20 protein-coding genes and 8 tRNA genes are annotated in these 21,594 nt (G+C 62.7%); 19 read left to right on the top strand and 9 right to left on the bottom strand.

The window, feature by feature from the left end; translation table 11 throughout:
• The first annotated feature begins 14 nt into the window (after window positions 1–14).
• Window positions 15–2,006, top strand: coding sequence for an OPT/YSL family transporter (locus HNQ39_RS05490; RefSeq protein WP_184192936.1), 1,992 nt, complete (start codon window positions 15–17; stop codon window positions 2,004–2,006).
• A gap of 9 nt (window positions 2,007–2,015) precedes the next feature.
• Here the strand turns inward: HNQ39_RS05490 and HNQ39_RS05485 are convergent, their stop codons facing one another.
• Both HNQ39_RS05485 and HNQ39_RS05480 read right to left on the bottom strand, forming a co-directional pair.
• Complete coding sequence (locus HNQ39_RS05485; RefSeq protein ID WP_184192935.1) at window positions 2,016–2,792, bottom strand: glycoside hydrolase family 16 protein; 777 nt, start codon at window positions 2,790–2,792, stop codon at window positions 2,016–2,018.
• Window positions 2,789–3,556 carry a hypothetical protein gene (locus tag HNQ39_RS05480; RefSeq protein WP_184192934.1) on the bottom strand — a complete coding sequence of 256 codons (768 nt, stop codon included), beginning with the start codon at window positions 3,554–3,556 and terminating at the stop codon, window positions 2,789–2,791. The genes HNQ39_RS05485 and HNQ39_RS05480 overlap by 4 nt, the downstream gene beginning before the upstream one ends.
• Before the next feature lie 35 nt (window positions 3,557–3,591).
• On the opposite strand from HNQ39_RS05480, the gene HNQ39_RS05475 reads away from it, so the two are divergent.
• Both HNQ39_RS05475 and HNQ39_RS05470 read left to right on the top strand, forming a co-directional pair.
• Window positions 3,592–3,662: transfer RNA gene (locus HNQ39_RS05475), tRNA-Gly, on the top strand.
• 214 nt (window positions 3,663–3,876) lie between these two features.
• A tRNA-Ala gene (locus HNQ39_RS05470) sits at window positions 3,877–3,947 on the top strand.
• On the opposite strand, the gene HNQ39_RS05465 is transcribed toward HNQ39_RS05470, so the two are convergent.
• Entirely contained in the window at window positions 3,948–4,847 is a 900-nt protein-coding gene (locus tag HNQ39_RS05465) for a hypothetical protein (RefSeq protein WP_184192933.1), read from the bottom strand.
• Between the two features lie 21 nt (window positions 4,848–4,868).
• On the opposite strand from HNQ39_RS05465, the gene HNQ39_RS05460 reads away from it, so the two are divergent.
• The 3 genes from HNQ39_RS05460 to HNQ39_RS05450 all read left to right on the top strand — a co-directional run bounded on the left by HNQ39_RS05460 (window position 4,869) and on the right by HNQ39_RS05450 (window position 5,223).
• Window positions 4,869–4,940 (top strand) — tRNA-Cys (locus tag HNQ39_RS05460).
• 120 nt (window positions 4,941–5,060) lie between these two features.
• Window positions 5,061–5,133, top strand: a tRNA-OTHER gene (locus HNQ39_RS05455).
• Between the two features lie 18 nt (window positions 5,134–5,151).
• Window positions 5,152–5,223 (top strand) — tRNA-Met (locus HNQ39_RS05450).
• Window positions 5,224–5,311: 88 nt separating this feature from the next.
• Here the strand turns inward: HNQ39_RS05450 and HNQ39_RS05445 are convergent.
• On the bottom strand, window positions 5,312–6,190 hold the full coding sequence (locus HNQ39_RS05445; protein WP_184192932.1) for a hypothetical protein: 879 nt from the start codon (window positions 6,188–6,190) through the stop codon (window positions 5,312–5,314).
• 27 nt (window positions 6,191–6,217) lie between these two features.
• Here HNQ39_RS05445 and HNQ39_RS05440 point away from each other — a divergent pair.
• The 7 genes from HNQ39_RS05440 (at window position 6,218) to HNQ39_RS05410 (ending at window position 10,969) form a co-directional block, all read left to right on the top strand.
• A tRNA-Tyr gene (locus HNQ39_RS05440) sits at window positions 6,218–6,319 on the top strand.
• Window positions 6,320–6,360: 41 nt separating this feature from the next.
• A tRNA-Trp gene (locus HNQ39_RS05435) sits at window positions 6,361–6,427 on the top strand.
• 20 nt (window positions 6,428–6,447) lie between these two features.
• Window positions 6,448–6,522: transfer RNA gene (locus tag HNQ39_RS05430), tRNA-OTHER, on the top strand.
• Window positions 6,523–6,532: 10 nt separating this feature from the next.
• The gene (locus HNQ39_RS05425) at window positions 6,533–7,846 is read left to right on the top strand and encodes an SDR family NAD(P)-dependent oxidoreductase (protein ID WP_184192931.1); all 1,314 of its coding nucleotides are present in this window, start codon (window positions 6,533–6,535) and stop codon (window positions 7,844–7,846) included.
• Window positions 7,836–8,330 carry an SMI1/KNR4 family protein gene (locus HNQ39_RS05420; RefSeq protein ID WP_184192930.1) on the top strand — a complete coding sequence of 165 codons (495 nt, stop codon included), beginning with the start codon at window positions 7,836–7,838 and terminating at the stop codon, window positions 8,328–8,330. The genes HNQ39_RS05425 and HNQ39_RS05420 overlap by 11 nt, the downstream gene beginning before the upstream one ends.
• Before the next feature lie 14 nt (window positions 8,331–8,344).
• The gene (locus tag HNQ39_RS05415; RefSeq protein ID WP_184192929.1) at window positions 8,345–8,797 is read left to right on the top strand and encodes a hypothetical protein; all 453 of its coding nucleotides are present in this window, start codon (window positions 8,345–8,347) and stop codon (window positions 8,795–8,797) included.
• A gap of 30 nt (window positions 8,798–8,827) precedes the next feature.
• Window positions 8,828–10,969, top strand: coding sequence for a M20/M25/M40 family metallo-hydrolase (locus HNQ39_RS05410; RefSeq protein WP_184192928.1), 2,142 nt, complete (start codon window positions 8,828–8,830; stop codon window positions 10,967–10,969).
• Between the two features lie 208 nt (window positions 10,970–11,177).
• On the opposite strand, the gene HNQ39_RS05405 is transcribed toward HNQ39_RS05410, so the two are convergent.
• Window positions 11,178–11,519, bottom strand: coding sequence for an endonuclease domain-containing protein (locus tag HNQ39_RS05405; RefSeq protein ID WP_184192927.1), 342 nt, complete (start codon window positions 11,517–11,519; stop codon window positions 11,178–11,180).
• A 260-nt stretch (window positions 11,520–11,779) separates the two neighbouring features.
• Here HNQ39_RS05405 and HNQ39_RS05400 point away from each other — a divergent pair, with 260 nt between their 5' ends.
• Window positions 11,780–12,685, top strand: a complete 906-nt coding sequence (locus HNQ39_RS05400; RefSeq protein ID WP_184192926.1) for an ROK family protein — start codon at window positions 11,780–11,782, stop codon at window positions 12,683–12,685.
• Here HNQ39_RS05400 and HNQ39_RS05395 read toward each other — a convergent pair.
• The 3 genes from HNQ39_RS05395 to HNQ39_RS05385 all read right to left on the bottom strand — a co-directional run bounded on the left by HNQ39_RS05395 (window position 12,682) and on the right by HNQ39_RS05385 (window position 16,307).
• A complete protein-coding gene (locus HNQ39_RS05395) occupies window positions 12,682–12,984 on the bottom strand; it encodes a P-II family nitrogen regulator (RefSeq protein ID WP_184192925.1) in 303 nt (100 codons plus the stop codon). The genes HNQ39_RS05400 and HNQ39_RS05395 overlap by 4 nt on opposite strands.
• Window positions 12,981–13,961 (bottom strand): sodium-dependent bicarbonate transport family permease, encoded by a 981-nt coding sequence (locus HNQ39_RS05390; protein WP_184192924.1) that lies wholly within the window; start codon window positions 13,959–13,961, stop codon window positions 12,981–12,983. The genes HNQ39_RS05395 and HNQ39_RS05390 overlap by 4 nt, the downstream gene beginning before the upstream one ends.
• Window positions 13,962–14,033: 72 nt before the next feature.
• A complete protein-coding gene (locus tag HNQ39_RS05385) occupies window positions 14,034–16,307 on the bottom strand; it encodes a CHAT domain-containing protein (RefSeq protein ID WP_184192923.1) in 2,274 nt (757 codons plus the stop codon).
• A gap of 87 nt (window positions 16,308–16,394) precedes the next feature.
• Between HNQ39_RS05385 and HNQ39_RS05380 the strand changes: the two genes are divergently transcribed.
• Genes HNQ39_RS05380 through HNQ39_RS05360 form a run of 5 tightly spaced genes read left to right on the top strand, consistent with a single transcriptional unit; the run spans window position 16,395 to window position 20,608 of the window.
• On the top strand, window positions 16,395–16,808 hold the full coding sequence (locus tag HNQ39_RS05380) for a hypothetical protein (protein ID WP_184192922.1): 414 nt from the start codon (window positions 16,395–16,397) through the stop codon (window positions 16,806–16,808).
• A gap of 9 nt (window positions 16,809–16,817) precedes the next feature.
• Window positions 16,818–18,677 carry a beta-galactosidase gene (locus tag HNQ39_RS05375; protein ID WP_184192921.1) on the top strand — a complete coding sequence of 620 codons (1,860 nt, stop codon included), beginning with the start codon at window positions 16,818–16,820 and terminating at the stop codon, window positions 18,675–18,677.
• 43 nt (window positions 18,678–18,720) lie between these two features.
• The gene (locus tag HNQ39_RS05370) at window positions 18,721–18,870 is read left to right on the top strand and encodes a hypothetical protein (RefSeq protein WP_184192920.1); all 150 of its coding nucleotides are present in this window, start codon (window positions 18,721–18,723) and stop codon (window positions 18,868–18,870) included.
• 48 nt (window positions 18,871–18,918) lie between these two features.
• Window positions 18,919–19,437, top strand: coding sequence for an RNA polymerase sigma factor (locus HNQ39_RS05365; RefSeq protein WP_184192919.1), 519 nt, complete (start codon window positions 18,919–18,921; stop codon window positions 19,435–19,437).
• Complete coding sequence (locus HNQ39_RS05360; protein WP_184192918.1) at window positions 19,421–20,608, top strand: hypothetical protein; 1,188 nt, start codon at window positions 19,421–19,423, stop codon at window positions 20,606–20,608. Before HNQ39_RS05365 ends, HNQ39_RS05360 begins: the two co-directional genes overlap by 17 nt.
• On the opposite strand, the gene HNQ39_RS05355 is transcribed toward HNQ39_RS05360, so the two are convergent.
• Entirely contained in the window at window positions 20,538–21,563 is a 1,026-nt protein-coding gene (locus tag HNQ39_RS05355) for a phytanoyl-CoA dioxygenase family protein (protein ID WP_184192917.1), read from the bottom strand. The genes HNQ39_RS05360 and HNQ39_RS05355 overlap by 71 nt on opposite strands.
• Window positions 21,564–21,594 lie beyond the last annotated feature (31 nt).

The raw sequence follows: 21,594 nt of genomic DNA, 5'->3' as shown, positions 1-21,594 counted from the left end.
GGTAAAATACCCCCATGAAAACCACGCGGGCTCAGGAAACGACACGGGCTCTGGGCCTGACGGTGCGCTCGGTCTTGCTGGGGCTGGGGCTGACCGTGCTCACCAACCTCTGGATTCACTACGCCGAGCTGATCATGAGCGGTGTCCAGGGCCACTCGGCGATTGCGGCGACCGCCACTCCGGTCGGGGCGGTGACCTTGATCTTTGGGGTGGCGGGGGTCAATCTGCTCCTCAAGCGCTTCCTCCCCCAGACCATGCTGACGGCAGCGGAGATGCTGATTGTCTATGTCATGGTGACGACTTCGACCGTGCTCAGCTCGTCGGGCCAGCTCCACTTTCTGGTCCCGACCATTGTCGCCTCGTTCCACTACGCCACCGATGCCAACGCCTGGGCCTCCACGTTTCATCGCTTCGTCCCGCACTGGCTGGCACAGACCAACCCGGAGGTGCTCGACGGTTTCTACAAGGGCAAGACCACGCCGCCGTGGGGGCTCTGGGGGCCACAACTACTTGTCTGGATTGGCTTTCTCCTGACCCTCACGTTTGCCACTTTCTGCCTGGTCTCACTCATGCGCCGCCAGTGGGTCGATCGCGAGAAACTTAGTTTTCCCACCGTGGCACTACCCCTCGCCCTCGTGGAAGCCGGCACCGACGATGGGAAGGGCTCGCTCTTTCGCAATAAGATCTTCTGGGCCGGCCTAGCGCTTCCCTTCGTCCTCACGCTCATCAACACCCTCGCCCTCAACGACCCCAAGTTCCCGCTGGTCTCCCTCCGCGCCGACACGGACCTGGCACAAATGCCCGCGATTGTCTCCAGCCCACCGTGGAACGCGATGGGGCGCACGCCGCTCTCGTTCTACCCGTTTGTGATCGGGGTAGCGTACTTTATTCCGGTCGAGGTGACGTTCTCCGGCTGGTTTTTCTTCCTACTCACCCGCATCGAGAACGTGGTCGGGGCGGCACTCAATATCGACGCCGGTATGACCGGGACGCAGCGCGCGACCTTTCCCTTTATCGGGCAGCAAGGTGCCGGCGCGTTTCTCGCCCTTGCGCTCGTCCCGCTCTGGCTCGCCCGTAGCTATGTCAAAGAAGTGGTGACGATGGCCTTTGGAGGCCCCAAAGGCGAGCTCGATGACACCGACGAAGCCCTGAGCTACCGTGCCGCCGCGATTGGCCTGCTGGTCTCAGTGGGCCTCATGATCGCGTTCTGTATTGTCGCCGGGATGCAGCCGCTGATCGCTGCCCTCCTGGTGATCCTAGCCCTCTGCTACATGGTCGCCGCCACCCGCATCCGCGCCGAGACCGGCAATGCCTGGCTCTTTGGCCCCGAGGTGGATGTCAACCACATGCTCACCCGCACCCTCGGCACTGGCCTGCTCACCCCTGCCGACCTCACGGTTCTCGCGTTCATGCGCCCCGTGCTGGGCAACTTCGACATGCGCTGCCTGCCCATGCCCCACCAGCTCGAAGCGCTCAAGATGGCCGATAGTGTCGGGGCCAGCCGCCGCAAGACTTTTGTCGCCATCGCAATCGCCACCGTGATTGGGCTTATCTCGTCGTTTGCCATCGCCCTCCTGCTCTGGCACGGCTACGGTGCCGAAGCAAAAACCGATGCCTGGCGTACGAGCATGGGCCGCCAGCCCTTCGACAACCTAGTCGCCCTGCTACGCAACCCCGCCGCCCCGGACCTGCGTGGCCTCGCCGCCATTGGCTTTGGCTTTGCCTTCACGGCCGGGATGATGTTCCTACGCGCCCGTTTCCTCTGGTGGCCGCTGCACCCGGTCGGCTACGCCATGGCAAACACCAACACCATGACCAGCACCTGGCTCCCGTTTCTGATCGCCTGGGGCGTCAAGATTTTGGTTCTGCGCTACGGCGGCGCGGACACCTACAAAAAATTCGCCCCGTTCTTCCTTGGCCTGATCGCCGGCGACCTGCTTGGCGGGGGCCTCACCACCGCCTGGGGCGCCCTCTCCGGCATCAATGTCTACCCCATTAACTGGTAGGAGCGGCTACTACGGCTTCTTCTGCCAGACCCGGACGTAGTCCACGACAAAGGCATCGGGGTAGAGGGTGCGGGTCATGTCGGCGGGGTTGCTGGGGTACTCCATGCTCAGGATCAGATACTCCTTGATCTGGGAGATGCCCTGGGTCACCTCGTAGAACTTCAGGCCATCCACATAAAAAACATACTTCTCCGGGGTCCACTCCAGCCCAAAGGTGTGAAAGCCCGTCCCGACTCCCTTGAGGTAGCTCTGCATCCCGCGCGTGGTCTTCTGGTTGGGGCCATACGCCCAGTGGACATTGTGGGAGACAATATCGGTGCCCAGCTTGCGGAAGCACTCCATGATGTCGATCTCCGCCCCAAAGACCGCCGGGTCCTCCCCCTTGGCGATCTCGGTGGACTGAATCCAGAACGCCGCCCACACCCCCGGCGACTTCTGCACCTGCGCCCGGCACTCGTAGTAGCCGTAGCGGGAGGAAAAAAGCCCCTCTGTCCCCACCGCGCTCCCCAGTAGCTGCTCGCCCTTCTTCTTCGCCCAGAGCCAGAGGTAGCCGTCCTTGACCTCCACCGCCTCCTCCGAGACATATGCCAGCGCTCGTGGCCCCACACCCCGCACCTTCCACTTGGTGGAATCGAGCTTGCTTCCCTCAAACTCATCCTCCCAGACCAGCGCATAACCCGCCTTCTCTGGCACAAACGGCACGGTCGAGACCGGCCCCTGCGCGGGCCGCTGGGCAAAGCTCACCGAAGCAAGCAATGTCAGCGCAATCGCTCCGAAAACTCTCATAAAATCCCCTCACTTCCTCGTGCCGCCGCACGTACCCAGACATGCCCATCCTGCTGGAGCCGCTTCTTCATTAGTTTTATCGTCGGGTTTAAAGCCAAGGCAAATCGCCGCTCCCAGTGCGGGTGCTCTGCCCATTTTTGGAGAGGATTTTGCATGTGTGCAATGGCGAGCACAGTCGCCAGGCTCGTCCCACGCTGCCCAGCAATCTTCTCTAGCACTTTCTGGCGCTCCCCCTCGGGCAAGAGCGGCTGCGGCTGGAGGGGATACGGTAGTCGTCGGTTGATGGCATCGGGGAGCGCTCCGGCACGCATCACCCAGACAAGCGAGCTATCGCGCCAGAGCCGTGTCGTAAAATCGTCGAGAAGCTCCTGCTCCCAGTCGGCGCTCGCCTCCCCCACCAGAGTCACGTGCTGGCGCGCCGCGCGGGCAATCCAGCCCACAGGATGGGAGGTGAGCGCCTCTAAAAACGTGGAAGTTGTGTTGCCATGGCGCAGGCATGTCGCAATAAAGGCGCGGTCGAGCTCATGCAGAAACTGTCCTTCTATCAGAAACAGAGGCCACGCGGGATTCAGCAGCCCCTGGTTTGGTGCCAGCGGAAAGAGTGCCGTATAGATGTCCGGCGGGCAGTTCGGACTCCCTACTAAGGTCTCAATCACTCCGGTGCGCTCGTAGCCGTGGAGCGTGTCAAGCTGACTGTAGAGCCGCTTGATCTCGTCGCTATTGAGCTCTGCTTGCTTCAGAAGTTCTCGGTCCGTGCTACGCATGAGCTTTTATACCTTAGGCAGATACAATGTCACCGAAGGCGGTAAGCAATGGAAGCGGCTTGGATTTCCAATCTTCGCAGTGCGGGTTCGACTCCCGCCCGCCTTCTTTGTCCGCCCAATGGAATTGGGCGTCAGCAGTGGCGCAAGCGCCGCGAAGCCTGTTCCAGGCTGCCTCCCTCGGCCTCGTGGAACTCGGCCACTTGTGCACCCTGTGGGCACGGCTTCGCGAAGGAAGGTAGATTGGGGAGCCCGCACCCAGAGGGTGCACGGGCTTTGTGGCGGAACGCCATTGCAGACGCCGATTTCCAATCGGCGGACGGGGAGCGGTGGCGCAATGGAAGCGCGCTTCAACGGCATTGAAGAGGTGTAGGTTCGACTCCTGCCCGCTCCGTTAAAACAAACGCCAGCTGGGATCAGCGAGACGCTGCCGGGCCACCGCACGCACCCAGCGGTTGCCGTCGTTGGCGAGGTAGCCGAGGATACTTCGGGCGCTATCTTCTGTGTCAGAATCCAATGGACTCGTGTAGTACCAGTTCTCGACATACCGTGCTTGGGGATTTAAGGCGATTCCCAGCCGCTTCCAAGGCAGAACACTCCGATAAAGCTCGCGCAGGACACTCTTTGAGGGAGTTACAGTGAGGGCAAGGAGCGGCACCAGCTCGCCGTGGGTTCGGGCATAGTGAATGAGCATCTCTTCCGATGAGGCTTTTTGGCCACTCTTGGCACTCAGTAAGTCCATTACCTCAACCCAAGGGTCTAGCCGCGTCGCTCGAAAGCTCTGGCAATGGGCAGGGGACACGACCACGGGGTGTGGCAGATAGTCTTGGAGTCGTGCGGGGAAAAATCCCTCCCGCGCCAGCCAGACAAGCCGTCCATCGCGCCGAAGCGTCCCCAGCTTCTGCAAGAGTGCCTCATCAAGGTCTCCCGACACGCTCCCCGCATAGGAGACATGCTCCGCCACCTGTGCCCGCACCTGAGCATTGGGATGCTGACAGAGTAGCTCTAAGTAGGAATAGGGAAGACTCCCCACACAAAGTTGCTCAAGAACGGGCTCTTGTGCGCCTAGAATGCCTCCCTCCAGCATAAGCAAGCACCAGGCAGGGTTCTCCGTCACTGCCTGTGGCACCGACAGCAAGAGCTGCCGAATAATCTTTGGGGGACAGTTCGGATGCCGCGCCAGTGCCTCCAGCAAGCTCGCCCCTTGTGCACCCCGACGGGGTATCTCATAGTAGAGCTGTGCCAGCGCATCACCGCTAGTAGAAAGGTTGTGGAGAGGGCCCCAGAGATTCATGCCTGACTGATAAAATACCTTGGAGGTTGTGGTGTAGAGAAACACGCCGTACTGCAATCGCGGAGATGTGGGTGCGAGTCCCGCCTTCCTCCTCTTCGCACTCTCTCAGGTACACTCTCCCCGGAAAGCGGTGGTGTTCAATGGAAGCATGCCCGATTCTCAGTCGGGAGGTACCAGTTCGACTCTGGTTCGTTTTCCAAATGCCCAGCTCAGGGAGGGAGTGGTGTGAAGGGAACCACGCCGGTTTGCAAGCCGGAGATGCGGGTTCGATTCCCGTCTCTCTCCTTTGATAAAATGCCTCTGGAAAGCGGTGGTGTAATAGAAGCACAAGGGAGCTCATAACCCCAAAGTGCAGGTGCAAATCCTGCCCGCTTTCTACGGCAGAACCCACCCGGCTCGAACCCACCCGGCCACTCGCACAGCTCGCGTCCACCCTCCCTGCGGCAGGGAAGGCTGGGGTGGGGTCAAAATAAGCGCCACTTCGGATCGGCGAGGCGTTTTTGGGCCACGGCGCGTACCCAGCGGTTGCCATCGTCGGTGAGGCGCGGGAGAGCGGAGGTGGGCAAGTGGTGGTTGAGGGCGGCTCCCAAGCGCTTGTACCAAACCGGAGCGACAGTCGCGTTGGTGAGCAAGCGCCGTGCCGCAACTTGGGCAAGGGCAAGAAAAGGCGCCAGCTCACCGTCGCTGCAGGCGAAGAAGGTTAAGATCGCATGGCGCTGGTCTCGCTCGGGGAGAGCTAGCCCGTCTTCCAGTACAAGCTGTCCAAGCCGAGCATTGTACTGCCAGCGCGGCTCCCAGTCCTCGTACGGCGGGATCCCCCGAGGAGAGCGAGGTGGGAGCGGAGTCGGTCGGATGGGATAGGGCAAGGCAGCATTGAGCGCCTCCGGCAGCGCCCCCACCCGTGCGAGCCAGACCAAGCGTCGGTCTCGATGGAGCTCGCTGGCAAGCAACTGAAGCAGCTCAGCCTCCCAGCCCGCCACGACCTCCCCTGCGAATGCCTGATGGTGACGCGCCTCCTGTGCTACTTTTCGGGCTTCGGCGTGGGTGAGAAGTTCCAAAACGGAGGCGGGGATATCGGGGCGACGGAGGAGATGGTGTAGGGTCCAGGCACTCTGGTGGGTCAGGCTCTCGGACTCCAAGAGAAGCAGCGAGAACGAAGGGTTGCTCGCCGCCAGCGCGGGATGGTGCAGAAAAAGCTCCCAGAAGAGCGTGGGCGAACAGTTGGGATGGAGAAGAATCGCTCCTGCAATAGGGCCGTCGAGGGTCCGTATCCCCTGCCAGATCTCTTCAATGCGTACCACGGGGAGGGTCGGATCTTTAAGCGCCACGAGCCTTTCGTCCATGCCCGTATTTTACGGTATAAAGAGCCGGGAGGGAGTTGCGTAACGGAAGCGCGCCGCAGAGTACCTGCGGGTGCCGGAAGCGCACCGCTTGCGTAGCGGACGTGTGGGTTCGAGTCCCGTCTCTCTCCTCGTCTTTAACAATCGGCACGTACATACGATAGAGTCTGTGGAAAGCGGTAGTGTCAAGGGAAGTAACACGACTCCACATCGAGCTGCGGGTTCGAATCCCGCCCGCTTTCCAATCCCTGAAGGTTGTGGGGGGAGTAACTCAGTAGGAAGAGGCCGGTTACGCTAAAACCGGAAGTCGGAGGTTCGAGTCCTCCCTCTCTCCACCCAATCGCCATGCCCTTTACCGATGACGAGCTAGAGACCACGCTACGCGTACTGCAAGAGATCGCCGAGGACCCGTCGGTGATGGATGCGCACGAGCGCTTCAAGGGATTGGTCGCCAAGATCCACCGCGAGGGCAAGCGGGGGCAGCGGCAGTCGCAACGAGAAACAGCGCGGGAGCAGTCGTGGGCGGCGCAGGCGCAGACGGGGCTCGTGCGCCAGCAGCAGCAAATCAACGAGCCGCGCTTGCTGGGTGAGGGCAGTGCTGTGCTGGCCAAGGCGCAGCCGTGCTACATCTGCAAGCAGTCCTACACCCAGCTCCATCATTTCTACCACCGCCTCTGCCCGACCTGCGCCGCCAAGAGCTGGGAGAAGCGCCACCAGAGTGTCGATTTGACAGGGCGTTTTGCCCTCGTGACCGGCGGGCGCATCAAGATTGGCTACCAGCTCGCCCTGCGACTACTGCGCGACGGTGCCAGCGTGACTGTCACCACCCGCTTTCCCCGCGATGCCGCCGAGCGCTTCGCCCAAGAGCCCGATGTGGCGCTCTGGCGGGAGCGGCTGACCCTGGAGGGGCTGGACCTGCGCAACCTGCCCGGTGTCGAGGCCTTCGCGGATGCCCTCAACGCCCGCCTGCCACACCTGGATATCCTGGTCAACAACGCCGCCCAGACCGTCAAGCGCCCACGCGCGTTCTACCAGGAGCTGATCGCCAAAGAGAGCGCCCCCTGGCTCTTGGAGGCGCAGAGCGGCTACACCGGAAACCTCCCCGGAGTCGAGCGCTACTTCCCCGCCGGGGAGCGGGACTACGACGGCCAGCCGCTGGACAAGCGCCCGACCAACTCCTGGGCACTGAGCCTGCATGAAGTGAGCACGCTGGAGCTCTTGGAGGTGCAGCTTGTCAATGCCACCGCGCCCTTTGTGCTCACCGGCCGCCTCAAGCCCGCCCTCCTGCGCTCGCCGCACGCACGGCGCTTTGTGGTCCAGGCATCGGCAATGGAGGGGCAGTTCAACCGCGCCAGCAAGACCGAGCGGCACCCGCACACCAACATGGCAAAGGCGGCGCTCAATATGCTGGTTCGCACGAGCGCACAGGAGTGGGCACGCGAGGGCATCTACATGAACGCGGTCGATACCGGCTGGATCACCGACGAAAACCCCTACCCGAAGGCGACCCACCTGCGCGACGATAAAAACTTCTATACGCCGCTGGACTCGGTGGACGGCATGGCGCGCCTCTACGATCCTATCGCGCAGGGCCTGACCTCCCCCGACGAGCCCCGCTTTGGGCACTTCCTCAAGGACTTTGAACCCTATGCCTGGTGATCTCGACATGCTCTCTATTTTCGAGCAGCTTCTCACCGACCTAGAGCCCCACGGCCTCTCACGAAGCCACCTCAATCCGGGACTCACCGCACCACCAGACACGCCCGTCCCTCCCGAGCTTCTGGCACTCCACCAACGCTACGACGGCATGAGCAACGAGGCGTTCTATGGCTTTCGCCTCTATGGTCTCTATCACTGGTACCCACTGGCAACTCTCATACAGCTTTATCATCACGATATCTCCCGACGTGATCTCTGCCCTGCCGATCCCGACCTACTTGAATCCCCAGTCCCGGCATCCGCACTCTTTCCCTTTCTTTATGACGACAGCTACTGCTACTGCATTGCAATGGACGGCAATAACAGAGGCAAAATCTATCACCTTGACGAAGAAGGCACGATCTCTGAGGAAGCCACTTCACTGACCGAATTCCTCCATTTGCAGAGAGAAGAGCTAAAAAATCGTAGCCATCCCCTTTTTTGATTTAGAATAGCCCCATGAAAAAGCTCCACCTGAAGCCTGGCCGTGTCGAGTTCCCTGAGCTTGTCAAGCTGAGCCCCTTTATTCTCCGCGGCCAAGTCGAGCTCGTGACCAGTTCGGGCCTTGCCTTGATCGAGGTAAAACAAGCCTTCAAAGGAAGACCGGCGCGTTATCTCCCCTTCTTCGTTGGAACAGATCGCAACCGTGTCTTTGAGCTCTCACCCGGGAGGGAGTGTCTATTTTTCCTAGAGCCCGACGAAGAGGAGCCGACGCACTACGTGGACGTGTGGTCGGGCCGTGGGGTGATGCCCGTGACGCAGCGTGGCTCAAAGCAAGCCGTTGAGATATTCACGGTGACGGTGATCCTGGACAAAAAGCTCAAGGTCCTGGAGCCCGGCCCTCAGTCCACCACCAGCTTCTTTGACTACCGAGAGATCGTCCGCGCGATACGCCGCCATACCCAACGGTAAACGCTCCCCTTTTTGCTCTACAATAGCCCCATGAAAAAGCTCCAGCGGCCCTTGGGTATCTTGGCTCTGCTTGCACTGATCACGGCGTTTGTGCTGTGGATGCAGGAGCCACCTTCACCCGTGGCGGCGAGTGCCCCCACCCATGTGTTCTCTGCAGAGCGGGCGATGGTGCACGTTCGCCAGATCGCGCGGGCACCGCACCCGCCGGGGACCCCGGAGCACGACCGGGTGCGGGACTACCTGGTGGCGGAGCTGACCAAGCTCGGCTTTCAAACGACGGTCCAAAGACGCCTCGCGCACCGGGACGAGCACGACGGGGCGCTTCGCATGGCGAGTGTCGAGAACATTGTCGCGGAGAGACCCGGCACGGCCCCGACTGGCACGCTACTCCTCGCTGCGCACTACGACTCGCACCTCAGTGGCCCCGGCGCGGGCGACGATGCCGCCGGGGTCGCAGCGCTGCTGGAGGCGATGCGGGCGCTTGGGTCGGGGGCTTCTAAAAATACCCTCCGTGTGCTCCTCACCGATGCGGAGGAGCTCGGCCTGCTCGGGGCGCAGGGCTATGTAGACAGCCTCGCGGAGAAACCCGAGACCTCCCCAACGCTTGTGCTGAACTTCGAGGCACGTGGCGGCGGTGGCCCCGTCTTCATGTTCGAGACCAGCGAGGGCAACCTGCCGCTCATCCGTGAGTTCGCTACCACCTGCCCCAGCCCCCATGCGTCGTCGCTGATGTACGCGCTCTATAAAACCCTGCCCAACGACACGGACCTGACGGTGTTTAAGAAGGCGGGGATGGCGGGCCTGAACTTCGCCTTTGTGGGGCGCTGGCAGAGCTACCACTCGGCGCTGGACACGCCCGAGAACCTGGACCAGCGCAGCCTTCAGCAGCACGGTGCCAGTGCGCTGGCCCTGAGCAAGCGCTTTCTCACCGCCGATCTGGCCGCACTGACCAAGCCCGACCAAGGTGAGGCGCTCTACTTCGATCTGCTGGGCCGGCTTGAGCTGACCTATCCCGCCAGCCTCACGTGGCCGCTCATGCTAGTTGCCATCGCACTCTTCGTCGGTCTGCTCTGGCGCAACAAAAAAGAAGCAGACGCACCAAAGGCATTCTTTACAGGCCTTGGCATGGGGCTCGGAACTCTCGTCACCGGCGCATTGATCGCCACCCTGGTGGGCTTTGCCGTTGGCCCCTTCCGCCTGTCCGTCCCCAACCGCGATCCGTACGGTGTCCGCTGGTTCGAGGCGACGCTCCTGGTGGCAACACTGGCCTTTGTCTGGCTGGAGTGGGGGCCGGTGCTGCGACGCTTTACAGGCAAGCTACTCGCACTCGGGGCGCTTTTCTGGTGGGTCGTGGCCCTCCTCGCCACCTCCGCTCTCCTCCCCGGCGCGACCTATCTCTTCCTCTGGCCGCTGGTCTTCGCGCTCGCCGCCCTCGCCCTCGACAAGCCCTGGCTCGCCGCCGTGCCACTCCTAGTGTTTCTTGCGCCCGTCTGGCATAGCCTCGCACTGCTCCTGGGCTTCGGGCTCCCGCCGTTCTTGGGTGTACTCGCCGCCTTTGGCCTGCTCCCACTCCTGCCCCTCATCCAGGAGACCACCAAGCCCCTCTTGCTCCTGCCGTCGCTGACGCTTCTCCTCGTGGGCCTGCTATGCTTTGGAGTCGGCACGCAACAGACGGGCCCACGCACCAGCGCCCTGCTCTACCGGGAAGACACCGATACGAGCAAGGCAGAGTGGGTGAGCCTGCAAAAGCCCAATGCCTGGACAAAATCCGTGCTCGGCGAGAATCCTGCGTCGACAATGCTCGACGACTTCCCCGCCTTTTCCGCACCCACACCAAGCCTCAAGCTCCCCACTCCAACCGTCACGCGCGATGGCCAAAGCATCACGATCACGCTCCCGGAACGCGCCACAGAGCTGATGCTGCGCTTCGATAGCCCCACCTCACTCGAACTGGAAGGCAAGAAGCTCCCCACGCTCACCAACCTGCGCTGGTTTGGGCCCCCAAAGACGGCGACTCTCTCCGTGGAAGGGCCGCCCGCAGGGATGCTGATCGTGGATATGGTGCTCCCTGGCTTGCCACCAAACGCTCCACCGCGCCCCGCCGGCTGGATTCCTGTGTCGGTGGACTCGGGCACGGATGTGCGCATTGTGCGACGAAGTGTGCGGCTGTGAGTTTTTTTGGCACTCCCCCCGGCCTGCGCTCGTTCCTCGCTCTGGCCGACCCCCTCTCCCTCTTTTCCTCCTTCGTCGGGAGGAGAGGGGGTGCCGAGGGACGAGGCGGGGGAGTGGCCCCCCTCTCTGATCTCCCCCTCCCTTCGCCCCTCGGAACGAGGGTTTCAGGCGAAGGGAGGGGGCTGGGGGGAGGGATGTCTGAGGGATGCTAAACATACTTTCCAACCGCCAGTAACAGCTGTCGGTAGAGAGCCTCGGACTCCCCCGCAAAAACCTCCTCATTTGTGAGGTGTACCACGGTCACTCCTCGCTCCAGGAGCCATGCCTCCCGGTGTGCGTCCCTCTGCCAGACGCCTTCTTGCTCGTGCACTCCCCCGTCCACCTCGACCGCAAGGTGAAGTGCGGGGCAGTAAAAGTCCACCACATACACACCAAGGGCACGCTGGCGCAGAAAACGGTAGCCAAAGCAACGTCGTCCGCGCAGGAGCTCCCACAGCACCCGCTCCGCATCGGTTGCCTCATGTCGCAGGCGACGAGCCACATCGCGCATGTGCCGATACCCCTGAAATCGTCCGGGTTCGTATCGCTTGTCTTCCATGCCCCTATAACGGGTGAGCATGCCAAAATCTGATAAAACCAAGAAAAATTTCTCCCGGACACTCCCCCGGACACTCCCCCGCCTCGTCCCTCGGCACCCCCTCTCCTCCCGCGGAACGCGGAAACAGAGGGAGAGGGGGTCGGCCAGAGCGAGGAACGAGCGCAGGCCGGGGGGAGTGCCAAATATGCGGGGGGAGTGCCATAATACTCACCATGAGCATACTTCTCGGGGTGGATATTGGCGGAACAAAGATCGCGGTGGGGCTGGTCGATGCGGCGACAGGCCAAGTGCTCTACAAAGCCCGCATTCCCACCGAAGCCGAAAACGGCGGCGCATCGGTCCTGGCACGTGCGATTGAGCTGGCAAAGCAAGTTCTCCCCCGTGCGGCGGGGGCCGAGGGGGCGGGGGTGACCGGAATCGGCATTGGGGCGGGGGGGCAGATCGACCCGGTCGCAGGGGTCGTGGTCAACGCCACCGAGATCCTCCCCGGCTGGAAGGGGCAGCGGCTCAAGACGGCGTTTGAGGCGGCGTTTGCACTGCCCGCCTTCGCCGACAACGATGTCAATGCGCTGGCAGTTGGGGAGAGCCGCTACGGCGCAGGGAAAGACTACCGCCACTTGATCTATCTGGGGCTAGGAACGGGGGTCGGCGGGGCGCTGGTCCACGATGGCAAGCTCGTGCATGGGCCAAGGGGCGCGGGGAGCGAGCCGGGGCACCTCGTGCTCTACCCCGATGCCCCGCCCTACGCCAATGGGACGCGCGGTTGTCTGGAGCAGTTCACCAGCGGCCCGGCGATCCTCGAGAGATTTGGTGACCCCACCCTCACCGGCCCGGAGCTGGCCGCGCTCGCCCACGCAGGCGACACCCAAGCACTTGCGTGCCTTGCCGCGGTGGGCCGTGACCTCGGCATCGGGCTGGCGACCCTCGCCAATATCTACGGCCCCGAGGCGTTTCTACTGGGCGGCGGCGTGATCGACGGCTTCGGGGAGCTCCTGCTCGCCCACGCCCGTGCGGAGCTCTTCGAGCGTGCCCTCCCCGCTGTCAAAGAAACCCCGATCCTGCGAGCCGGCCTGGGCACCGATGCACCTCTGATCGGGGCCGCTGCGCTGGCTCTTTAGACATACTTCTCGCCGCGCACCACCTCGACTGTCTCCTGGTAGGCGATCACGGCATAGCTGACAAAGTAGCGCTCCGAGAGCCAAGCAAGGATGGTCAGGGCGATCTCCGGGGCAACGATGGTCTCGATCTTGATATTGTTGCCCTCCCACTCGCTGGCGCGCACTCCCCGTGAGCCCTCTCCGCGAACCTCGGTTACGGTGTAGCCACGCGCCCCGAGGCGACGGATATCGGCCAGGAGCCGCTCTTCCAGCAAGGCCTCACTGATAATGGTAATGCGCTTTAACTCAACCAGGTTCATCCATGACCTCCGTGTAGGTACAGCGAGAGAGCCGCGTAGAGTGGGATCCCCAGTGTCAGGTTGAAGGGGAAGGTAATGCCCAGTGACATGCCCAGGTAGTAGCCCGGATTCGCATCGGGTAGGGCCACACGCACCGCAGCGGGGGCAGCAATATAGGAGGCACTCGCCGCCATGCTCCCCAGGACAGCACTCCCTCCCACCGAGAGCCCCACGGACGTTCCCAGTAGCACCCCTACACTACCGTGTAGAATCGGCCCCAGGATCGCGTAGATCCAGAGGAAACGAGACGCGGAGCGAAGGTCACGGAGGCGTCGCGCAGTGACCATGCCCAGCTCCAGCAGAAAGAGTGTCAGAGCCCCTTTGAACGGATCGAAAAAGAAGACTGTCACGGGCTTGACCCCCTCCGGGCCGCAGATCACTCCGATCAGAAGCCCCCCGACAAGAGCAAAGATACTCTTCCCGGTCAACAGGTCGCGCAGTGCCTCACGCACCCCCTCACCGTTGGCACGCCCGGTTCGGAGCCGCGCCAGGCCCAGGGCGACGATAATCGCAGGGGCTTCCAGGAGCGCGACCAGTGCCGGCAAGAACCCCTCGGGCTTGAAGCCGCCCATCGTGAGCATTGTCTGTGCCGCCGAGAATGTCACCACACTCACCGAGCCGTAGTGCGCCGCAATCGCCGCCGCATCCGTCACGCTCTGCTTCCCTAGCCGTCTTAGCAGAAAGTAAGCGAGCAGGGGCACGGTCACCCCAAGCCCCAGAGTCGCCAGTGCCGGCTTCCAGACCATCAAAAAGGGCGTGTGTACCAGCTCCTCCCCTCCCTTCAGCCCCAAGGAGAAAAGCAGATAGAACGAGAGCACTGTGTAGAGCTCGGCGGGTAGCCTCAGGTCGCTCCGCAGCCAAGTCGCCAGTAGCCCCATCACAAAAGCCAGTACCATCGGCGAGGTGAGGTTCGCCCGAACCAAGTCCCAAGATTGCATCTCGGAGCACTATACCATAAATCACGAATTTTAATTCACGATTTGAAAGTTGCAAGAAAGTAGCTGCTGTACCTAGCGTGGGTTGCCGTAGAGGGCGAACCCCGCCCAGTAGAACGGGTGGAGCCGGCGCTCCAAGGCGGGGTAGGCCGGCGCGGTGAGGGTCGGAAGCCGCCCCATCGGCCCCGTACGGAGCTGGGCACCCGGTTTTGTCTCACCGCGGAGCACCGCCAGCTGCGCATCGCGCAGGGCCAGGGACTTGGTGGTGTTGCGCCGCCAGCGCCGGTAGAAGTCCACCATCAGGGCGCTCGTGATCGAGTCGCTCACGCTCCAGACGTTGGTCAGCACCGCCGCGACCCCCTTGCTCTGGGCAAGCTGCGCGATACTCTCGATCGCTCCTTGGCTACGCTCGGTGTCTTGGGCCGGTGTCTGGAAGGTCGAGAAGGTCAGCAGGCTCAGGCTAGAGAGTGGGTCCGCCGGGAGGAGCCGGAGCTGCTCCAAGGAGAGCTTCTTGCCATCGGCGAGCAGGAGGCCCCACTCGCCCTCCGGGCCGACAAGGTTGAAGGGGCTCGCCACGTGGCAGATGTCCAGCCTCTCTTTCTGCAGGTTCTCCAGCCAGCGCTCCTCTGTAAAGTCCACATTGAGCAGTGCCGGCTGCCCGAGTGCCTGCACCTCCTGGGCCACCCCCGCCAGCGGAATCGTCGTGCCCGTCCCCTCGCTCACCCCCACGGCAAGGCACCGCTCCGCGGTCACGGGCTGGAGCAGGCTGGTGGGGCTGGCCGGCGTCAACAGGCTCGTGCTCCAGCGCTCCAGAGCGTAGCGGGTGCCATCGTAGAGCGCGGCAAAGGGGATCGCCGGCAGGCTCTGGTCGAGGGTCAGGAGCAGGTGCTTTGCCGTGCTCAGTGTGTTCTCAAACGGCGCCAGGAAGAGCTCATAGAGCGCCTTCCCAGCCGGCCGCGGGTCCAGGCTCGGGGTCTGGAGGAGCCAGCGGAACTGCTGCACTAGCTTCTTCAGCTCGGCAGCCTTGATCGCGGATTTGTGCAGGGTCACGGTCTCGGGGGTCACCAGGAGCACAAAGAGGGCCTCATCGCCCACAAACGTGTAGAGCGCGACATGCCCTGGCTCCAGCGCCTTCAGCAGGGTCTGGATCGAGATCACCTCGGGGATGGCATCGACACGCTCCTGCTGGACTCCGGGCTGGCGGAACTCGTCGTTGAGCTCTTCGAGGGCCTGCAGGAAACGCTCGCGTGTCGTGGCAAAGAGCTGGGTCAGCTGGGTGTGCTGCAGGGTCTCGTCGGGCGTGCGCTTTGTCTTTTTCGCCAGCGGAGCCAGCTCGGTCGCCACTTGGGAGAGCCTCTCGCTGATCCCACTCAGGCGCGAGGTCGCCACCTGCTCGCGCTGGGTGAAGGCCAGGGTCTTAGGCTCCACGACAAGACTCTTGCGCTCGCTGGGAAAGAGGGTCAGGTACTGCTCGGTCTTGACCTGCTCCAGGACTTGCAGCGCTTCCTGGCTACGGTCCAGGGTAAACAAAGACTCCGCAAGCAGGCGAAAGGTCCCCTCGATCGTGAGCACCGGGTTCTTAGCGGTCCCCCGGTCCAGCGAGCGAATCCCCTCGGGGAGGCTCAGGTAGAGGTTGCCCGCTTGCTTGCCATAGACCAAGGCCACCGCAAGGCTCCGCTGCCCAAAGCGGGGCGACTGCCAGAGCGCAAACAGGCTCCCCAGGGTCCGCGCCTCGCCCGCCCGGTCGCCTGAGGCCTTGCGCAGGGGCAGTGCCTGGTTGTAGAACTCCAGCGCCCGCGGTAGCTCCCCCCGATCCTCGTAGAGCTTCCCGAGGTTGTTGAGGGTCCTGGCCTCGCCCGCCTGATCGCCCGTGGACCGACGCAAAGGCAGCGCCTGGTTGTAGAACTCCAGCGCCTTGGCGGGCTCGCCCAGAAACGTGGAGACCACGCCCAGGTTGTGCAGGTCCGCGGCGGCGTCTTGCTCGCGGTAGGTCTTGTCCAGCGCATAGGCGGCCTGGTAGTGGGTCAGCGCCTCTTGCCAGCGTCCCTGCCTCTGCGACTCCAGCCCCCAGGCAAAGTGGGCATCGGCCAGCCCCACCGCCAGCGCCCGCTTTTCGTCGTCGGTGAGCTTGGCCCCAAGCTCTTTCTGGGCCTTCTCCAGCGCGGAGACCGCCCCCGCGAACTTGCGCGTCGAGAGCTGCTCCGCCGAGCGGGTGAGCGCCTCCACCACGGGCTTAGCGAGCGCACTGGCGGGTGGGGTATCCTGCGCAAAGCCACGCGGACGAGCACTCAAAAAGAGGCCCACAGAGGCGATTAGCTGACGTCGGTTGAGCATGGTTGTATCGTCCATGATACCGCGTCCAACGTGCGGGCTCCCCCAAACCTGGCGCATTTTTGGTATCTTGCTTGAGGTAGAAAAAACAACGGGAGAGACAGCATGACGACCGAGAACAAAGAGGCGGCAGTAGACTTTTTCCGCTTCGTGAGTGGCATCGTCCTCAATAGATCCCTCGTGCTACTCGGGGGAATCGTGGGAGCGATGGGGCTCACGGCGCTAACGATGGCGTACCACGAGTTTCTCTGGCCCGGCATTGGGGGCGATGGTCAGTATGGAATGGTGCTTTTTCCGACCGCGACGTGGGGAGGTTTCTTCTACGGCGCTGCCTCTGCCGTGCTGTACCTGGATCGCAAGAAAAAACCGTTTCGCGTGTGTCGGACGCTCACACTGGTGGGGCTGTCCTCCAGTGGGCTCTGGGTACTTGGCTGGCTGAGTGGAGGGAGCCTCTTCTGTCTTCCTACACTTGTGGTGGGTCTTGTTCTGCTGGCCTATCTTGTGGGTCGCGAGAGGTAAACTATGTCCATGCAACAGACACCGCAGTCGGATAGGTACACGACCATTCTCTGGGTCGGGGGCTCGGAGGCCAAGCGCCCGGAGAAGTTTCCGCTCTTTGTGCAGCGCCTCAAGGAGATGGGCATCAACACCGGGATGGTCACGGGCGACGAAGACCCGACGCGCTGGGTCAAAGCCGGGATGCCCTACTATGTCGAGAATGTGGTCAACCGTGGCCTCTGCCTGAAGTTCAGCTCCCGTGTCACGGACTGGGACAAGTTCGTGACGCAGTGGGTCAAGGACGGCCGCCCCGAGGCGGCGTTTGTGCGGGACTACTGCCTCGACGATCCGGCGTGGCGGCAGGAGGCGGCCAAGAAGATGCAGGCGGCGGTGGCGGTGCACAAGGCCAACAAGCCCGCGCTCTACGATATCCGCGACGAGCTTTCGACCACGATCAGCGCCAACCCGTTTGACTACGACTTCTCCCCGCGCTCGCTAGCCGGCTTTCGGACGTGGCTCCAGACCCAATACGCGAGTGTCGCCGCGCTAAACGCACAGTGGCAGACAAGCTTCGCAACTTGGGATGCCGTGCTCCCCTTCTCCACCGACAAGATCAAGAACCGCATGGGCGGCGGCGGCCCCGAGCCCCGCGGTAAGCCCGACTGGGGCGAGGTGCAGGCCCTCAAGTTCGCCCCGGCGACAGCGCAGAAAGACCCGACCCGCTGGAACTTCTCGCCGTGGTGCGACTTTCGGACCTACATGGATATCGCCCTCACCCGCGCGCTCTCGGAGATTCGCGATGCCGCCAAGGCGACCGATCCGAGCGCAAGAGTCGGGATCGAGGGGACACAGATGCCCAGCGCCTTTGGCGGCTACGATCTGGCGCGGCTCGCCACGGCGCTAGACTGGGTGGAGCCCTATGATATCGGCAACGCGCGGGAGATATTTGGGAGCTTCATGCCCGGCAAGCCGATGCTCACGACAGTCGGGGAGGCGGACGCGCGCGCGGCCCAGCGGCGGCTCTGGCACCTCTTGCTCCAGGGCGACACCGGCTGCATTATCTGGTGGAGCGAGGACTGCCTTGACTTTAGCAAAGACGACTGGCCGCTCACCAAGCGCGCCCAAGCCCTCGCGCCGGTCTTAAAAGAGCTGCAAGGCCCCGTGGCGACACGCTTCCGCAAGGCGACACGCACCACCGACCCGATCTATATCCACTACTCCCAGCCCAGCATCCAGGTGGCGTGGCTCTTAGAATCTACCGTGGATGGCTCGACCTGGCACCGGCGCTTCTCCAGCTACGAGGCGCAGAACAACCAGCACGCCAAGGTCCGCGCCGCCTGGCTCGGGGCGCTCCATGACCTGGGCTACACCCCGCAGTTCACCGCCGACCTCGCCGCGCTCCCAGCCAACGCGACCGTGATCCTGCCGCACTCCTACGCCCTCACCGACACCGAGCGCAAGGCCCTCTCGCGCTTTAAGACGGTCCTGACGAGCGGCCCGGTCGGGGTGTTCGACGGTCACGGGAAGCTCACCGACGGCTACTCTGGCCCGATGAAAGCCTTCGCGCAGCCGCCCACTCCCGACGAGCTGGCGCGCCTGCTCCCGCCTCCCTCCGTGCAGGTACGCCCCAGCGACCATGTCCGTGTCCACCGCTACACCTCGGGTAGCGAGCGCCTCCTCGCCTTCGAGCGCGGTGTCCGCTACCAGATGAGCGAGTCGCTGCAGCAAGCGGGCGGCAACGAGGCGCTGGAGAAACCCATCGACGTGGTCGTCACGCTCGACAAGCCCGGCCTGGTCACCGACCTTGCCAGCGGCAAGTCACTAGGCCGCACTGCCACCCTGCGCTTCACGCTCGATCCCTGGAAGCCAAGCCTGTTCTCCGTGCGCTAGCCGTGCCCTAAAGAACCCCGTAAAACTACCAGAGAATAAGAGCATGTCTCTTGCTCTTTGGAATCAGATCCCGCTTGTCCTTGTGCCGATCCTGCTCGCGCTACTAACCTGGATCGTCTCACTCACGCTACGTGTGCTGGATGTCTGGCGCTGGACCAACGAGCCCCGGCGCATAAAGTTTGGGCACTTCTGAATAAATCGCCTGCTTCTGTGCTACTAAACACAGAGAGAGGCGATGCGAATGCTCCAGGCACTAAAACTAAGAACCCAGACGTCCGATGCGGCCTTTGAGAGGCTCTGGGAGGCGCAGCGGCCCCGTATCCAGCGCCTGGCGACCCGGCTCTGTGGTAACCCGGAGCTGGCCGAGGACCTAACCCAGGAGATCGGGCTCCAGGCACTCGCCGCCTACCCGACTTTCCGCCGCCAGTGCGCCCCCACGACCTTTCTCTACCGAATCGCGGTCCGCACGATCCACCGCTACCGCGACCGGCACCCCGCTGTCAGCCTCGAACCCGAGCATGCCGAGCGCCTCCCCGACCCCACCACCCTCGCGCCCCCCGACCAGAGCCTCACATTGGCCCAGGCCCTGACCACCCTCCCCGATGAGCTGCGCACCACGCTCCTGCTGCGCCTCTACGAAGGGCTCTCCTGCCGCGAGATCGCCGCCGTGCTGGAGATTCCCCTCGGCACGGTCCTCTCCCGCCTCCACACCGCCCGCGAGCGCCTGCGAAAGGAACTCACCGATGACCACGCCCTGTAAAATCGCCCCCGAGACCCTCACCGCCCTCCACGAGAGCGCCCTCCCCTGGTGGCAAGCCCTTGCTCTGAAAAGCCACACCCGGCGCTGCACAAGCTGCCAAGCGCAGCTTGCACACTGTATTGCCCTCGACACACAGCTCCGCACCCTCGCCCCGATTCCGGCGGAGCTCACACAATCTCTTGTGCAGAAACACCGCCGCCTGCTACTTGGCTCCAGCCTCGTTTTGGCCCTACTCGGAGCTGGCACGTGGCGCTTTTTCACGCCGGAGATCACTTGGGCCGACGTGGAGAGGGCGATGAAGCAAGTGGAGAGTGTCCACTGGAAACGCACCATCCGACAAGAGCGTATCGATCCCCTTCCCGTTGTGAGCGCACTGGTTCGCCTGAGCGATCGCTCTCTCAACCCACCTGCTCCGACCTTCACCTACTCCTACAGCTACCAAAAATCCCCTGCTTGGCACCAGGGAGACTACTCCGATCCCTACTTCGACTCGTCCCCACGCCCCCAGCTAGACAACTTAGACGCAGTCATAAACCGCGACTGGACCACTCTGCACCCCTTGCTCCCCGATGCGCACCAGCACCACTTCTCGCCTCCAAAAGTGCAGTGGTTCCAAGGAAAGCGTGCCCTTGTCTTCACACGAAAAATCAACCTGCCTAAAAATATGTACAACTACACGTCTTTAGGTATAGAAGAAGACACTGTCATTGTAGATCCCCAGACACGGCATATTGTCTGGAGAAACAGAGTGTTCACGAGTGCAGAGAGTAAGTCTGATTTCAAGATAAGTGACACCTGCGAAAGGATATCTTATTCACGTATCTCCAAACAGGTAATACTACAAAAAAATTTACAAACAAATGAAGCAAACATCATCAGAAACTCCATATCTGATTTTGCAAAGGCAAGAGAGTCATCAGATAGAAAAAATACGAGTTTCACCTACCAGCTCCTGCGTTCTATCCCGGCTAATAAGACCCAAGACCCCAATGCAGTCGCGTTTCTCTTTCGGGTCATCCTTGAGTTTATCGACACCAAACAACGCCAGACTGTCAAGGAGCACTACGTGCTTCGCTTTGAGCGCTCGGGCTCGGGGGAGTTTACTCTGGTGACGCGCCCTCTTCCACCGCCACAGCCGCTGCCGCTCTCCGACGCTCCCCCCGCACGATAGCGGCGGCGACCGACCACTCATACGTGAGGTCTTCTTCGGCGGCGCTGCGGTAGGTGACAATCCAGGCGTAGCGATCCTGGCCGCTGGTGTTGGGGTGCGATGCGTGCAGCGTGAGATCGTGGAAGAAGACGGCATCGCCGGGCTCGCAGGGTAGGCTGAGGGCGAGAGTCTCATCGACTGCATCTTCCGCCAGGCGGTGACCGAAGCCCTCGCCCTCCTTGGCCGTGCCATCGTGCTCGGCGAGAGACTTGTGGCTTCCGGGGAGGAGCTTGAGGCAGCCATTTTCTTTGGTCGCGGCCTCCAGCGCCACCCAGACCGAGAGCTTGTGCGCCCCTTTCCAGTAGGGCCAGTCCTGGTGCCACGGCGAGCCGTAGTCTAAATCGGCGGACTTGTAGACCACCTTATCGGAGAGGAACTCGATATCCGGCCCGAGCAGCGGCTCCAGTGCATCGAGCAGGCGCGGGTCCCGCACCGCCTCCGCAAAGACCGGACTACTGGCCGCCAGCCCCACAAAGACCCCGGCGTGGTGCCCCTTCTCCGCGACAATCTTTAGTATTTCGTCCTTGAGCGCCGCGACCTCGTCGGGGGGGAAGAGCTGCCGGACGACCACGTAGCCAAACTGCTCGTAGGTTGCTTTGAGGCCGCCGTCGGCCTCGGTGCCAATGGGTTCCATAGAGAAGAGACCTTCCTCCTCGCGCCAGGTGTTCATCGCCTCCGCGAGGTAGTGCCAGCGGACGCTCCACGAGCGAAAGTGGCGGTGGGCGTTCATCTGGGCAAAGAGCGCCTCGGCGGCAAAGGGATCAGGCGAGGCGAGCTGAAGGAGCGCAAGCCACTGGCGCGCGGCATCGGCTCCCTGCAAGAACGCCGCCTGTGCCGGGCTCTCTTGCGCCGCACGCGCCTCGAAGTACGCAAGGCAGTCCGTAGCGATAGTCAGAAACGAAGGCCCGCTGGGCATAGGGCTATTGTACGGCAAAAGTTACCGGAAC

This window comes from Armatimonas rosea, from assembly GCF_014202505.1.
GTDB lineage: Bacteria > Armatimonadota > Armatimonadia > Armatimonadales > Armatimonadaceae > Armatimonas > Armatimonas rosea.
Note: the sequence above shows the minus strand (reverse complement) of the source record. Positions and strands in the feature narration are given on the sequence as shown.